The sequence below is a fragment of the Chryseobacterium takakiae genome, from assembly GCF_900129385.1.
GTDB lineage: Bacteria > Bacteroidota > Bacteroidia > Flavobacteriales > Weeksellaceae > Chryseobacterium > Chryseobacterium takakiae.
The window spans coordinates 343,242-357,671 of sequence record NZ_FQVO01000003.1; the positions used below are offsets into that span (position 1 = coordinate 343,242).

Here is a 14,430-nt window from a genome sequence, read left to right on the forward strand (position 1 = left end):
ATGAAAAAAATATTGATCGGTTTTGCTTTGAGTCTCGGAGTATTTTCCTTTGCTCAGCAGTATCCGGATTACGGATACGACAATGACGGATATTATCAGAATGATGGTGGCTATTACAGCGACGAAGATGATCAGAATTATTTCCCGGATGATTATTATTACAATTATCCACAGGATTATTATCCGCAGAATTATTACCAGAGTAATTACAACGATTACCGAAACAGTATCGTTAACATCAACTGGAACGTATTCTTTACCCAAAACAGATTGAATCCATGGCAAATCGATCAGATCCTGAGACTGAATAATCTGTATGTAAGTTTTTCATCATGGAACAGATTCTACAGATACAATCCGGACAGATGGTATTATGACCGATTTTATGCTCTACAGAGAATTATGGGTCCAAGAGTTTTTGTAGTATTTCAGAATAATTATTACAGAGGATACAATCCGGTAGTATATTTCCAGAATTACAGAAGAACACATTATGCGGCAATCTGCAGACCGATACCAAGATACAGAAATGTAAATATCAATATTTACAGAGTGGACAGGGCAAAATTCAGAAGAATGGATAATCCTACCTTTAATATTGTAAGATCAAGCGACAGGCCAAATAATGGATTCCGCGGGTCTGTGAGAGATGGCAGCAATGGCAATAATGGAGGATTCCGCAATAATAATGCTGGAAATAAGAGTTACGATAATTCAGGTTTCAGAAATAATGGTAATACGCCGAGAAATAACGGAGGTTTCAGAGGTAATGATAGTAGTGTAAGAAATGAGGGTGGATTCCGTGCTCCAAGAGCTGAAAATAATGGTAATAGAGGTGGTGGCTTCAGAGGGGGAGAGGTCAGAAGAGAAGAGACTCCTAAAAGAGAAAGTAACGGAGGCTTCAGAAATGAAGGAGGTTTCAGAAGAAGTGAAAATACCGCTCCAAGACAGCAGAATAATGGTGGTGAAAAAAGAGGTAACGGCGGTTTCAGAAACGGATTTGCGAAGAATTAATTTTCATATATTATATTTAAGTGGTGTGAAGGGCAGGTTTTATAAATCTGCTCTTTTTTACATCTTTTTGGATGATTGATATATTCGTATTTAATTTTAACAATAATTATAATATTTTGTATTTAACTTTTGTTTTAACTAATTATCAAAAAGATATAGAAAGAATAATTGAATAATAGATTTTCATATATTATATTTAAGTGGTGTGAAGGCGGGTTTTATAAACCTGCCTTTTTAAGTGTTTCATTGTTGAATTATTTGTATTAAATTTTAACAATAATTGTGATATTTTCTGTTTAACTTTTATTTTAACTAATCATCAAAAAGATATAAAAAGAAATATTTAAAAATTTGTAATATGAAAAAATTAGTATTAACGGTAGCATTTATCGGATTCGGAGGTTTTGCAATGGCTCAACAGACTACTCCACAGGACAGACAGGCAAAGAAAGCTGAAATGCATCAGAAGTTTCAGCAAAAAGAGCAGGAACGTATGGCTCAGATGCAGAAAGATTTAAACTTGAATCAGGCACAGGTTGATAAGATTAAAGCGCTTCATGATAAAAGAAAAGCTGAAATGAAAACCGAGTTTGAAAAGAATAAGGGGGAAAGACAGGCAAGAGCAGAGCAGATGAAAGCTAAAAGAGCTCAGATGGATGCTGAAATGAAGCAGATTTTAACGCCTCAGCAATATGATAAATGGCAGGCCGATAGAAAAGCTAAAATGGAGCAAAGAAGAATGGCGATGAAAGAGAGAGGAGCCAGAATGCATAAGCCAATGAATACGGTAGCTCCGGATGCAACAAAGTAGTTTATAATTTTGATTTTTTAATGTGTTGAAGGGCGGGAGTTATCCTGCCCTTTTTATTATTTTTTTACTAAAACTTTTGTTTTAAGAGTTAATTCCCTAATTTTGAATGTAAATTTATACCTATGGTTAGCGAAAAAATTGCAAAATTAATTAATGAACAAATAGCTCACGAACAGTACGCTGCACAATATTATCTGTCAATGTCCGCATGGTTTTCAGGAAAAGATCTGGATGGAATTGCCAATTATTTCAGAGTGCAGAGCAAGGAAGAATTAATGCATGCTGATAAAATGTTTGATTATCTTAATGATGTGGGAGGAGAAATAATCATCGGTGAAATTCCTAAGCCTCCACATGAATTCCTTGGAGCAATTGATATTTTTGAAAAAGCACTGGAACACGAAAGAAAAGTAACAAAAAGTATTTTCAATATCGTTAAAAATGCCAATGATGAGGGAGATTTTGCCACCACTTCATTTCTACAGTGGTTTATTAATGAACAGGTAGAAGAAGAGGCGAGTGCTTCCCAGCTGGTAACGAAAATTAAGATGGTATCTGATAATCCTTCAGCATTGTACCTTTTTGACCAGGAACTGGCGCAAAGGGTTTTTAATCCTAAAGGAGAATAAGTTGAATGGCCTTAATGATATAAATTTTCGGCGGCACCAAAGGTGCCGCCGAAAATTCATTCTATGTTTTTGATTGTGATTAATTTACAAATAAATCAACCTTGTTTTCAATACCTTTTTTCCCAGTTTTTCAAGAATGTTCTTATAGTTATCAATTTGCCGTTCATCCTTGGAAGATTCCTCTCCCGTTTTAAAATCAACAATAATATAGCCTTCCTTACTTTTCAGAATACGGTCGGGCCGGTACACTTTACTTTCACCGTTTTCGGAGATCATAATATCTTTTTCGTTGATAACTTCCCATTTTTCATTAAAGAATTCGGCATGCGTTTCTATGATGTTCTCAAGTTCCGACTGTATCCTACGGCTTTCCTCAATAGTTACCTGGCCTTCTAGAATATAGCATTCCAGAACTTTAGAAATATCTTTAGCGGTATTGATCTGAGATAAAAGTTCATGCACGAAAAGCCCGATTCTTACCTTTTCATTTCTTACCTGATAATTCCTGGAAGGAGTCGCAATTTTTATCGAAGTATTGCTTTCGCTGATGTTTTTCAGAACCCGGATATCCTTGGTTTTAAAAGATGAAATTTTTTCTTTCGAATATTTTTTCAGCATTTCAGGATTAACCTCATACAGATCAAATTCATCAAGATTTTCAGGATTTTTCGACTGAAGAAACTCCAGCAGCTCAAGATTGTTTGAAGTTTTGTTGGCTTTCTGAATATAGAAAAACAGCTGTTCCACGGGACGTGTTGTGGCAACATACTGCAGGCAAAGCCGGTCTACAAAGTTTTTGTATGAATTTTGTCTGTTGAATTTTTCAATTTCTTCATCATACACTTCCAGATTTTTACTGAATTGATTAATATTGACCGACTTTAGCGGCGTATCTTTTGACGTTTCAAACCAGTTGGTAAATTCTGCATCACGGTTTTTATTCATCATCGGGATAAATACGATAGGAAACTCCAAGCCTTTAGCTTTATGGATGGTCATGATCTGTACCGCATCAATATTTTCGGATGCCTGGATGGTGTAGGTGGAAGCTTCTTCGTCCCAGTATTTCAGGAATTCTTTTGTACTTGCACCGGCATTTTGGGTAAAATTAAAAAGCATTTCCAGAAAATTCAGCAGGAAATCCGTTTCTTTATTTTCAACAGAGAATTCATTGATGTAATATTCCACAAAATTATAAAGATTAAACCTCGGAAAATGATCCTGCTTAAGCTTTAAAGCATACTTGTTCTGGATAAAATCCAAAGTTTCTTCATGGGAAATGAGATCAAGAATTGCTTTCATTTCCAGGGTGAAATCTGCCATGTGAATTCTTCCCAGCTGGTTTAGATAATACATCATCATAATCAGGTTGGGTTTATTCTTTGGATTGACCTCCCATTTCAGGAATTCGATCACGGCTTTTAACGTATTGGAAAGCTCTAAGGTTAAACCTTTATCAGAAATGGTCTTGATATTGGTTTCCTCTCCTTTATAATTTACCTTCAGATTTCCTAATTTCTGGGAATAGCTGAAAATATCAAAATTCCCGCGGCAGAGAATGGTAATGTCTGAAAATCTGAAACCATTGTCCAGACTTTCCTGGATATCTTTCCGCATCCTTTCGGAAGTATCATTGTAAAAATCTTCATTCGTGAGATTTTCAATTAAATTGACTTTTACACGGCCTTCCATGGAAGATCTCGGAGTCTGTTCTGCATCTGTTCCGAAAATATTCTTATGCTCTTCTTCTAAGATTTCAGAATGAAAGCGGTACAGATCGTTATTGAAGCGGACTATATTTTTGGCGCTCCGCCAGTTGTCTTTCAGCACCAGAAGTTCGGCTTCCTTCGGGGTAACTTCTTTTTTGTTGATAATATCAAGCATCAGTTTGCTTTCTCCGCCCCGGAAGCGGTAAATACTCTGTTTTGGATCTCCAACCAGTGTGAATGATGTGTTTTCCGTAGAAATAGAATGATCTCTCAAAGGAAGGAAATTCTGCCATTGAAGCTCAGACGTATCCTGGAATTCATCGAAAAAATAATGCTGAAACTGCGAGCCTACTTTTTCATAGATAAAAGCAGAAGGTTCGTTTTTAAGGTTTTCATTGATCAGAATATTGAATTTGCTCAATAGCACAAGATCATTTTCCTGTTCGATCTTTCTCAGCTCGTCCTGAATGTCTTTATTTACTTTCAGTGGGAGAAGTGCAGAAAGGATTTTTTCTTTTTTCTGCGTTTCAATATACAGAAGAATGAGCTGCATCCTGTTTTCCAGGAGCTGATCAAGAATTTCTAAAATATCACCTTCCTTGTTTTTTGATTTTGTTGCCGCACCTTTTCGGTAATTGTTTACAACGGATTCTTCTGCAGTTGTAGGAAAAGGGAAGCCGGTTCTTTTCTGCTGGTAAAAATCCAGTACTTTAGTAAAAAATCCGCCGATTCCATTTTTGCCCTGCGCAAAATCTTCAACCTCAATACCTTTCGATTTGAATAATTCTATCGATTTTGCAGCAAGATCACTCGCCTGTTTTTTGTTGAATACAATTTCTTTACGAAGCGTATTTTTAATATTTTCGTAATTCGTGCTGTCGAAATCTTTATTGTTTTTCAGATGTTCATAATGAATATCCTTTACAAATTCTTTCGCAGAATCGTACAGGCTTTTATTTAAATTAATCCTTTCATTATTCTCAAGGCTGTAATCTACATAATCCATGAACGATTCGGAAATTACTTCATTTTCCCCGATCTGGTCAAGCATTTTATCCACGGCTTCAATAAGGAAGGGTTCGGCTTCAATTTCAAGATTGAAATTTTTAGCCAGTCCAAGCTCATAAGAAAAACTTCTCACCAGTCTGGAGTTGAAGCGGTCTATGGTTCCGATATTCAGCGTGGAATAATTGTGAAGAACATAATCCAGCAGTTTTTTTGCTCGGATATGAAGTTCGTCAATGGTAATCTTGATGCCTTCAAGTTCAAACGCTTTCTGGATATTTTTAAGGTCACCATTTTCCGCGAAATCATCGGACGAGAACTTTCCTAACCATGTCAGAATTCTTTCCTTCATCTCGTTGGCTGCCTTATTGGTAAATGTCAACGCTAGAATATTCCTGATCGACTGCTGTTGATTAGGATACCGGAGACAGATCATCAAAAGCCGCTGCACCAGCGCATAGGTTTTCCCCGAGCCCGCTGAAGCATTGATAACGGTATAAGAATTTTGCATTTCGAGTGGAATTCAATGTGCAAGTTACTTAATTTTTAAGTGAAATTTTAACAAATTAAGTTACGGATTTAACAGTTTTAAAGCGATAAATCAAAAAGAAATGCTAAAACACGTTAACTGTGGTTAAACTTCCCGAAATATTTAAAAATAATTATAGTTTTGCTCTAATAAAAAACTTTCCGTGAAAATTAAACTACTTTTTGTCTTATTTACCATTCTTTTCATCAATATTCAGGCCCAGGATTATATTTTCGGGAAGGTAACCACTGAAGATAATAACGAAATTTCCGATGTAACGGTCATTAATATAAGAACCGATGAAAGAATTTCAACCAATCGTGACGGCCATTTCATGATATCCGGAAGAGCAGGAGATGAGCTTCGGTTTGTAAAAAACGGCTACGAAAGGGCCAACAGAAGAATCAATAAAGAAAACATCAGCGCACCTGTTAATGTAACACTCATGAGATCGCCAACACTTATTGCAGAAGTGGAGCTGAAGAAAGAAATTACAGGAGATATAAAAATTGATTCTAAAAACCTCAATCCTCCAAGGAAAGTCCAGAAACTTAAAAGTGATCTTGCTGTCTACATGAAGCAAAAATCAGCACCCTCGGTTTTGGCACCCCGCGCGGGAGAATTTGTACAGCCGGTAACAAAAGGTGTATTTTCTCTTGGAAAAGTCAAGAATAAATGGGATGATATGGATCTGCTGAATTACCTCCAGAACGCTCTCGGGACAGCGTTTTTTGAAGATCTTAAAATTGAAAAAGCACAGATACAGCATTTTATCCTTTATATTCTGAGAACAGGTTTTGAAAGAAAAAATATCCTTAAATACGGCTATGTTACCGAAGCGGATCTGAACAGGTTTAAAAGTGCCGTACTCAATAGAATTTCAGCTTACAAAACTCCGTAATTTGCTGTGTAATTTAAAAGTAATGAGAATAAAACTTTTAATTTTTGTAGTATTTCCTTTTCTTCATGCATTTTCACAAAAAACAGTGGAAGGATCCATCACTGATGAAGACGGTGTTGCGCTTCCGGCTGTGATGATCATGAATATTTCTTCAGAGAAAAAGACCTATACTGCATTAGACGGTACTTTTTCTATCGAAGCAACACCGGAAGATGAGCTTAGGTTCATTCGTTCCGGCTATGAAAGATCTTCCATAAAGGCAAAATATCTTAAAGAAAATAAAGCCTCAATTAAACTGATAAGAATCGCCGAACAGATCGAAGAAGTGGAAATTGCCAACCTTACCGGCGATATTAAAAAAGATTCCCGTGCGATGGCTAAAATTGATAAAGGAAAGATGGTGAAAGATGCAGTAGGTCTTCCGGAGCCAGTGGGGAAAATGAGGGAAACACCTGCAGATATAAAACAGGTATTGCTTCCTATTCTGTTGGGAAATCTCAATATTCAGGGGCTTTACGATCTCGTCAGCGGAGACGCAAGACGAATGAAAGGACAGTACAGATATGATGACCTCCAGGAAGATATTGCATGGATCCGCGAAAGGATAGAAGATGATTATTTCATCAAAGAAGGCATTCCTAAAGAAAGAATTTCTGAGTTTATTGAATTTTCATTTTTAGACAAGCCACAGACAAGAACGTTTGTAAGGGCTAGAAACCTCACTGGTGCTTTATCAAGAATGGAAGAATCTCTTCCGGTGTTCGTTGAAAGATTGAAAGAAAGTTCTGTTGGAAAATATTAAGACATTAATGATAGACAATGTCGTAAATTTCATCTTTAATATCTTTTACATTCTCCGGGGTGTAATTGGATAATAACCATAAATCCAGTGGTTTTTTACCCTTTCCGTAACTGGGCTGTACATACATTTCATCAATAAGATGGAATCCGTTTCTCTGATAGAAGGTATAGCGTCTTGCCGCATTTTCACTCAAATGTTCCGGTTCTATTTCCAGGATGATTCTGGGATAATTTTCAAAAAGATATTTTGTAATGTGTGAACCGAGTTTCTGGCTTCTAAACTCTTCAAAAACTTCAAAATGCTCCACAAAAGTATAAGTGCTGAGTTCCCAAAGGATGAGGTATCCTATATTGTTTGACTTGTGCAGAACGGATATGATTTTCACTTTAGGATTGGTAAACAAAGTAACCAGTTTTTCCCAGTCTCTTCTTTCATCTTCACAAAAAGTGGTGCAGTATGAACTGTAAATCTGTTCTACTCTGTAATCTTCCGGGGAAGTAATCTGTAAAAATTCCATAGTTTAAAGATCAAAAACATTAGGCCTTCTGGTGATGAAAATATCTTTCACCCATAACGTAAATGCCAGCCCGAGATAAATCAGAAAGAAAAATCCCGCCGTAGCAAAAGTAGAGTAAATAAAGAATACCCTGAGTTTGGATACCGGAATACCCAGTTTTGCGCCGGTTCTCGTAAGAACACCGAACCATTCTCTCTCCATTTTGTGGCGGATGTTATCTAGCATTTTAAGATTCTTTTAGAAGTGTAAATCCAATACTGCAATTTAAGCAATTTTTTTGTACACAAAAATGATTGAAATGATAAATGAAACTTTGGCTTTCAAGGGAACTGCAAATTTTGACATTCATTTTACTCCAGCTTTCAATCAACGAGTTTTTTTCTGCAGGCAGATTCTTATAAAAAACAAGCACTTCGTCTGCAATTTCTTCATTTTGATATTGATGATAAGTGTATTTCAGAGGCAGAATTGTATTTAAGATGATGAGTTCAACAAAATCTCTGCTCAATACTTTCGGTTGATATACCGTGGAAATTTTTCCGAAATTGAAGTGGTTGTCCCAATATTCCGAAGCTTTAATTTCTTTAAATAAACTGAACAATTCTTCCGTGGATTTTGCATGAATAACCTTTGAAAATAAATTTTGATGCTGATGATACAGATCCGCCAGCTGGGACAGACGCAGGGTGGGAAAATTAGGCGGACGCAGCCTTAAAAATTTAGGGTGAATTTTTACATCCGGTATAGCAAACTTTGCTCTTAAAAAATCGTATTCCCGTTTCCAGATTTTCATAGCCTCATCTTTCGGATCTTCCAACCATCCCGCAATCCCGAATAATAGCGATTCAAGCTGAATTCTGCTTTGTCGGACTTTCAGAATAATGGAAAAATCAAGGCTTTCTGCAATTTGCCTGAAAATCTCAGCATTAATCTTTAACCCGAACGAGTAGGCCAGACTATGGAATAGAACCGCTTCAAAATTATTTTTAAACTTTTTCAGTTTTTTTTCGAAGTCGTTAGATTTTTCATTCAGCTTTCTCAAAATATTTTGTTCATGAAAACCGACTGGAATATGTTTTGAATCGAAGCTATTTTCGCAGGCAATGAACTGGTTTCCGTTTAACAGCTTTTCATATTTCCACAGCATATTCTCATCAATATAGTGCTTCAGTTCCAATGTCGGAATATTTTTATTCTTCAGCTCATTAATGTCTATGTCATGTTCAAAAACGGCATGAAGGATAATGTTTTGATAATTCGGATCCTGAGAATGATGGTGGAAGATCCAGTCGGAAGATTTTATGTGAAGTTCTATATGTCCGGCTAAAATAACATCGCCGACTTTAATTTTAGCCTCTAAAAAATCAGGTCCGGAATCGGTGTTCCATTTTCCGAAGTCTATGATTTCAACGGGATTTCCTTCAATATCCCTGAAGTCGATATATTTGAAGATCTTATGGTTCCAAAGGTATTGGAGTAGTTTTTCATTCATAGTGTTTTTTTGTGTTTTGCTAAGTCCTTATTAGGATAAGAATACTATTAAGTCTAATCTAAAGCTGAGGATCAAATCTAAACAAAATATTTTACATCCCTCTGAATTAAAATTGTAAAAACTCCAACAAAATTTCTATTTTTTGAATATAAAAAAATAGTAAATTAGCTGAATATTATTTGAATAGGTCTTTAGGAACTGTACCCGTGTCCAGCTGAAAGACCATCTTGCTTTCTTGAAAAGCCAGGCTGAAAACAGCAAATAATATTTAAATCTTCCGGAAAGTTTGCCACACCCTTGAGGGAAACTTTCCGGAAACCGGGAACGGTTGCTGCACCCCTGCGACAAGCTTTCCCTGAAGCGGGAAACCTTCTTGCACCCTCGCAACAGGTCTTCCGGATAAAAAACGCAAATAATGTCAAAAAATTATGAATACAATTGAACTACATTTACTCCGCAATGCAGAATACCTGCAATACGTAAAAGACTTCTCAGGAATTATCGCCCTGAACAATCCTTCAGCCTTACAGATCGACACCAAGATTTCCGAGCTGGAAAGCCTGTATAAAAAAGCGTTGGCCAATGAGAAAACGCAGGATATTTTGCTTTTGGATGAAAGAAGGGATGATGCCATCAACGGAATTTATTATTTTCTTCTGGAGCATTCTTGTCATTCCGAAGCAGATAAAAAACAAAAAGCACAATTGCTTCTAGACCATATGGCTTTGTACGGAATCGGAATCTCCTGTTTAAACTACCAGTCTAAAACCGCTATACTTAATAATCTTGTCAGAGATTGGGAAAATAAGCCCGAACTGACAAATGCGGTTGCTGTCTTTAATCTTTCTGAATGGATCAATGAAATAAAAACAGTCAATGATCTGTTCAATACTACCTGTCTTTCCTTTACCCAGGAATATGGAGATGTCAACCCGGAAAACATTAAGACCAAAAGGGAAGAGGTGAATGCTGCCTATTATGCGTTGCGTGACCGGATCGATGCGCTTCATCTCTTGGTGGAAATCTCGCCTTTACCGTACCCAACCGTTATTAATCAGTTGAATGCGCTTACGGATCAGTATAATGTATTGTTAGTAAACCGTAAGAGTGTGCCTGGGAATAACCGGCAGGCACTATCACAGGAGTAGATTTTTAAATAGTAAGAGGTGAGAAGTTAGAAGTAAGAGGTGAGAAGTTAGATGTGAGAGGTGAGAAGGAATTGAGGTTGGGAAATCAAAAAATGAAGCATTAATTCTTATAGAATATCGAAGCTATTTGCCTAATTCTTCTTAAAACCTTATAAAAAACTTAATGTTAAAATGATAGCATCAAACAAAAAAGGCTGCATTTCCGATAATGCAGCCTGTATTTTAGATCTAAAATCCTATACTTTCGTCAATTCATTTTTAAAATTTTCGATGGTCGTCCTGTACATTTCCTCATAGATCGGAAGAATGTTTTTCAGATCGAATTTAATGGCCTGTTCTTTTGCATTTTTTTTCATTTCGGTTAAAAGCTCTTCATTGCTCAACAGTTTAATAGTGTAGTTGCTCATGGCTTCCACATTTCCGATTTCTGCTAAAAATCCGGTTTCTCCCTGGATATTTACTTCCGGAATCCCGCCAGCGTTGGAGCTGATAACCGGTGTATAAGCAGCCATGGCTTCCAGTGCAGCGAGACCAAAACTTTCCTGTTCCGAAGGCAGTAAAAATACATCGGATAGCTGAAGGATTCGGTAGAGATCATTCACTTTTCCAAGCAAACGGATTTTTGAAATGAGTTCCGGATTTTCCTCAAGGAACTGATTAACCTTCTCCATATCCGGACCTTCACCAATAATGATTAGTCTCGATTTTACCTTTTTCTGTACATTTTTAAAGATCTGAAGCACTTCATCCACCCGCTTTACAGGCCGTAGATTGGAAACGTGGATCAGAATCTTTTCATCGGGATTGGCAAATTGAGTTCTCTGGCAGTCATTAGGCTCATCAAATTCGGAGTTATCAATAAAATTGGTAATCACCTGAATTTCTTTTTTGATGTTAAAAAACTGCAGTGTATCTTTTTTTAGACTCTCGGATACAGAAGTAATAGCGTCTGATTGGTTAATGGAAAACTCTACAGCATGTTTATAGCTTGGGTGCTGCCCAACTAAAGTAATATCAGTGCCGTGAAGGGTAGTAACCAATGGGATATCATTGTGATCTTCCTTCAGCATTTGTTTTGCAGTAAATGCAGCATACGCATAAGGAATGGCGTAATGTGCATGAAGGAGATCCAGCTTATAGAGATTCACAACACGGTAAATCATTGAGCTTAGTGCAATGTCATAAGGCTGATACTGGAACAGGGGATAGGTCTGAACATTTACTCTGTGAAAGAAAATATTCGGATTGGTAATATCCAATCTCGCCGGAAGTGCATTACTAATGAAGTGAACCTCATAACCTTTGTTGGCCAGTGACATTCCCAGTTCTGTTGCTACAATTCCGCTTCCTCCGTAAGTGGGATAGCAAAGTATGCCTATTTTCATTGATGTATTGTTGTTTGATTTTGTAAATATATATTCACTTTATTTTTCAGCCGCAGGCTCTAGGTCAATTCCCATTCCTGCCTCTAATTTTTGATTTACCAGAACAGGAAGCCTGCCCCATATTTTTGTTTTTCCTTTCAGAGCATTGGCTGTAGCTGTCATAGAATCGTCATTGTTTTCATAAGAAACCAGTACCGTTGAAATATTTGAGAGATCAACATCTTTCAGGGCATAAGCGCTTCCGAAAACATTTAAGATAACATTCTGATTTTTTGAAACCTCAGATAAAACCTTTTTTGATGCCTCAGAGATTTTATACGATTTGTAGGCGGTTGAATTATCTTTATGCAATCCGATAATCACGGTAGAATTGGCAGGAATCGTATTGATTTCATTTGCTTTTTTAACCATCAATTCCGAACCCATTTCATTAACAAAGGTCTGGTAAGGCGCTTCTTCCAAAGGAACATAATAGATTGTTTTTCCTTTCAGGGGAAGTAGTTTTTTATCATCTTTCAATAAGGTTAAAGCATTTAAATATAAATTTTGCACCAGCGTTTTATGAGAATCATTATTTAAATCTGAATTGATGTTTTCAGGGTTTTTCGGGCTGTAATGATCAAGACCTAAGAAATATTTTGTCAGAAGGATTTTCTTAACGCTTTCTTCAACTCTGGACTGCGGAATTTCACCATTATCAATAGCTTTCTGAATGAGTTTTTTTCCTTCTGCAACACCCTGGGAGAAAAGCATAATATCATTTCCGGCCTTGAAAGCCATTGCATCCAGTTCACCCGGTTTGTATTTGCTTGCCACTGCATTCATGTTTAATGCATCGGTAATGATGAGTCCTTTATAGCCTAATTTTTCTTTCAGCAGACCGGTAATAATATTTTTTGAAACCGAAGCGGGAATTCCTTTTCCTGATTCTAATGCAGGGACATATAAATGAGCCACCATTACGCCTCCGATACCTTCTTTCATTAATGCTTTAAAAGGAGCAAGCTCAACCGTATTAAGCCTATCCAGATTGTGGGAAATTACCGGAAGATCAAGGTGAGAATCTGTACTGGTATCACCATGTCCGGGGAAATGTTTAATGGCCGCTAAAACAGTATTGTCCTGAAGCCCGCTTGCATAAGCAGATGCAGAACGGATAACATTGCTTACTTCAGACCCGAAGCTTCTGTTGCCGATAATCGGGTTGTCAGGATTTGTGTTGACATCAACAACCGGCGCAAAATCCCAGTTGATTCCCATTCTGTGGCAGTCTTCAGCTATTTTGGCAGACATCTGGTGAATAAGTCTTTTATCCTGAATAGCACCCAGGGTCATTGCCCAGGGAAATTTGTGTGCTGTGGCAATTCTCTGGTACAGTCCCCATTCCGCATCCATCCCGATCATCAACGGTACTTTGGATTTTTGCTGGAATTCATTAACCAGATTAATTTCTCTTGCTGCGTCATCCTGCATCAGGATAAGACCGCCGATCTTTTCATTTACAACAATATTCCGTACGGTATTGATCTCATTTTCACCTTTGTTGGTGTATAATGCAATGATAAAAAGCTGTCCGAGCTTTTCATCTTGTGAAAGATTTTTATACGTTTTATCAACCCAGTGATTCGCCTTTTTTATATCTTCTTTGGAAAGATTTTTCGGGACATATTGTGCAGCCATTTTTTGGCTGAATAATGAGATAATAAAGATTGATGTACAGACCAGTTTCTTCATAATTTTGAATAATAACAAAAATACAATTAAAAAGATGATGAAAACAATGTTTTTAAGTTTTTTGGTATATGATTTGAATACGCTTTATAAATAACAAGAACAACTAAACTTTTATAAAATGAAAAAATATCTTCCAATTTTGCTGTTAGCTTTTGTAAGCTTATTTATATTCAGCTGTGATGATAATGATAACGTTGTGGGAGACGGCGATACTTACCCTAAAATGAGAGATGTGAGTGGAAGCTTTACCAATGCAAACGGATATTCCTTTACAGTTCCGATTAACATTCAAAATACAGATGTTGTATTGATATACAGAAGAGATCCTGCGGCAAGTAATGCTTGGCAGTTAATCCCTAAGACTTACTTTTTGTCAGGTGGAAGAGAACTCGATTACAATGCTTTGTTTGATTCTCAAAATGTAGAAATTTACACTGAAGCCAATTTTGATCAGACAACAATGACTTCATCTGAGGTATCACAGTATCTTACCAACCAGACTTTCAGAGTGGTTTTGGTTCCTGCAAGCCCTGCGAAAGGAGCTTCAGCAGTTGATACAAGTGATTATAATGCAGTAGTAAAATATTATAACCTTGATGAGTCTAAAATAACGACAATCAAAGTTAATTAAAAACATATCTTTTCAGTTTTTTATAATTACAAAAAGAAGCCGTCTCACAACTGAGGCGGTTTTTTTTATTAAAAAAAGTTGTAATATTAGCGAGTATTTTGTATATTTATCTGGTAATCAGTC

Annotated in this window: 13 protein-coding genes; 7 read left to right on the forward strand and 6 right to left on the reverse strand. The window is 36.7% G+C overall.

From position 1 onward, the window contains the following. The 3 genes from BUA76_RS06610 (at window position 1) to BUA76_RS06620 (ending at window position 2,454) form a co-directional block, all read left to right on the forward strand. A complete protein-coding gene (locus BUA76_RS06610) occupies window positions 1-1,014 on the forward strand; it encodes a hypothetical protein (protein WP_072883989.1) in 1,014 nt (337 codons plus the stop codon). 358 nt (window positions 1,015-1,372) lie between these two features. Beyond that, the gene (locus BUA76_RS06615; RefSeq protein WP_072883990.1) at window positions 1,373-1,825 is read left to right on the forward strand and encodes a hypothetical protein; all 453 of its coding nucleotides are present in this window, start codon (window positions 1,373-1,375) and stop codon (window positions 1,823-1,825) included. A 122-nt stretch (window positions 1,826-1,947) separates the two neighbouring features. Then, complete coding sequence (locus BUA76_RS06620) at window positions 1,948-2,454, forward strand: ferritin (RefSeq protein ID WP_072883991.1); 507 nt, start codon at window positions 1,948-1,950, stop codon at window positions 2,452-2,454. Window positions 2,455-2,538: 84 nt separating this feature from the next. On the opposite strand, the gene BUA76_RS06625 is transcribed toward BUA76_RS06620, so the two are convergent. After that, window positions 2,539-5,679 (reverse strand): UvrD-helicase domain-containing protein, encoded by a 3,141-nt coding sequence (locus tag BUA76_RS06625; RefSeq protein ID WP_072883992.1) that lies wholly within the window; start codon window positions 5,677-5,679, stop codon window positions 2,539-2,541. A 181-nt stretch (window positions 5,680-5,860) separates the two neighbouring features. Between BUA76_RS06625 and BUA76_RS06630 the strand changes: the two genes are divergently transcribed. Both BUA76_RS06630 and BUA76_RS06635 read left to right on the forward strand, forming a co-directional pair. Next, window positions 5,861-6,598 carry a carboxypeptidase-like regulatory domain-containing protein gene (locus tag BUA76_RS06630; protein ID WP_072883993.1) on the forward strand — a complete coding sequence of 246 codons (738 nt, stop codon included), beginning with the start codon at window positions 5,861-5,863 and terminating at the stop codon, window positions 6,596-6,598. 22 nt (window positions 6,599-6,620) lie between these two features. Next, window positions 6,621-7,400, forward strand: coding sequence for a peptidase associated/transthyretin-like domain-containing protein (locus tag BUA76_RS06635; protein WP_072883994.1), 780 nt, complete (start codon window positions 6,621-6,623; stop codon window positions 7,398-7,400). A 4-nt stretch (window positions 7,401-7,404) separates the two neighbouring features. On the opposite strand, the gene BUA76_RS06640 is transcribed toward BUA76_RS06635, so the two are convergent. The 3 genes from BUA76_RS06640 to BUA76_RS06650 are packed head-to-tail and all read right to left on the reverse strand — an operon-like array spanning window position 7,405 to window position 9,409. Beyond that, window positions 7,405-7,917: an N-acetyltransferase gene (locus BUA76_RS06640; protein WP_072883995.1), complete on the reverse strand. Its 513-nt coding sequence runs from the start codon at window positions 7,915-7,917 to the stop codon at window positions 7,405-7,407. Window positions 7,918-7,920: 3 nt separating this feature from the next. Then, window positions 7,921-8,142, reverse strand: a complete 222-nt coding sequence (locus BUA76_RS06645; protein ID WP_029297636.1) for a PspC family transcriptional regulator — start codon at window positions 8,140-8,142, stop codon at window positions 7,921-7,923. Between the two features lies 1 nt (window position 8,143). Continuing rightward, window positions 8,144-9,409, reverse strand: a complete 1,266-nt coding sequence (locus BUA76_RS06650; RefSeq protein ID WP_072883996.1) for a DUF2851 family protein — start codon at window positions 9,407-9,409, stop codon at window positions 8,144-8,146. Window positions 9,410-9,837: 428 nt separating this feature from the next. Between BUA76_RS06650 and BUA76_RS06655 the strand changes: the two genes are divergently transcribed. After that, window positions 9,838-10,557: a DUF6261 family protein gene (locus BUA76_RS06655; protein ID WP_072883997.1), complete on the forward strand. Its 720-nt coding sequence runs from the start codon at window positions 9,838-9,840 to the stop codon at window positions 10,555-10,557. A gap of 236 nt (window positions 10,558-10,793) precedes the next feature. Here BUA76_RS06655 and bshA read toward each other — a convergent pair whose 3' ends face one another. Continuing rightward, window positions 10,794-11,942, reverse strand: a complete 1,149-nt coding sequence (bshA, locus tag BUA76_RS06660; RefSeq protein ID WP_072883998.1) for an N-acetyl-alpha-D-glucosaminyl L-malate synthase BshA — start codon at window positions 11,940-11,942, stop codon at window positions 10,794-10,796. Window positions 11,943-11,981: 39 nt separating this feature from the next. Beyond that, the gene (locus tag BUA76_RS06665) at window positions 11,982-13,676 is read right to left on the reverse strand and encodes a glycoside hydrolase family 3 protein (RefSeq protein ID WP_072883999.1); all 1,695 of its coding nucleotides are present in this window, start codon (window positions 13,674-13,676) and stop codon (window positions 11,982-11,984) included. Between the two features lie 118 nt (window positions 13,677-13,794). Here BUA76_RS06665 and BUA76_RS06670 point away from each other — a divergent pair, with 118 nt between their 5' ends. Continuing rightward, window positions 13,795-14,307, forward strand: a complete 513-nt coding sequence (locus BUA76_RS06670) for a hypothetical protein (RefSeq protein ID WP_072884000.1) — start codon at window positions 13,795-13,797, stop codon at window positions 14,305-14,307. Window positions 14,308-14,430: the final 123 nt, after the last annotated feature.

Coding starts and splice junctions, on each gene's coding strand:
- bshA (WP_072883998.1), bottom strand. CDS start 11,942: ATGAAAATAGGCATACTTTGCTATCCCACTTACGGAGGAAGCGGAATT.
- BUA76_RS06625 (WP_072883992.1), bottom strand. CDS start 5,679: ATGCAAAATTCTTATACCGTTATCAATGCTTCAGCGGGCTCGGGGAAA.
- BUA76_RS06615 (WP_072883990.1), top strand. CDS start 1,373: ATGAAAAAATTAGTATTAACGGTAGCATTTATCGGATTCGGAGGTTTT.
- BUA76_RS06650 (WP_072883996.1), bottom strand. CDS start 9,409: ATGAATGAAAAACTACTCCAATACCTTTGGAACCATAAGATCTTCAAA.
- BUA76_RS06620 (WP_072883991.1), top strand. CDS start 1,948: ATGGTTAGCGAAAAAATTGCAAAATTAATTAATGAACAAATAGCTCAC.
- BUA76_RS06640 (WP_072883995.1), bottom strand. CDS start 7,917: ATGGAATTTTTACAGATTACTTCCCCGGAAGATTACAGAGTAGAACAG.
- BUA76_RS06655 (WP_072883997.1), top strand. CDS start 9,838: ATGAATACAATTGAACTACATTTACTCCGCAATGCAGAATACCTGCAA.
- BUA76_RS06610 (WP_072883989.1), top strand. CDS start 1: ATGAAAAAAATATTGATCGGTTTTGCTTTGAGTCTCGGAGTATTTTCC.
- BUA76_RS06635 (WP_072883994.1), top strand. CDS start 6,621: ATGAGAATAAAACTTTTAATTTTTGTAGTATTTCCTTTTCTTCATGCA.
- BUA76_RS06670 (WP_072884000.1), top strand. CDS start 13,795: ATGAAAAAATATCTTCCAATTTTGCTGTTAGCTTTTGTAAGCTTATTT.
- BUA76_RS06645 (WP_029297636.1), bottom strand. CDS start 8,142: ATGCTAGATAACATCCGCCACAAAATGGAGAGAGAATGGTTCGGTGTT.
- BUA76_RS06665 (WP_072883999.1), bottom strand. CDS start 13,676: ATGAAGAAACTGGTCTGTACATCAATCTTTATTATCTCATTATTCAGC.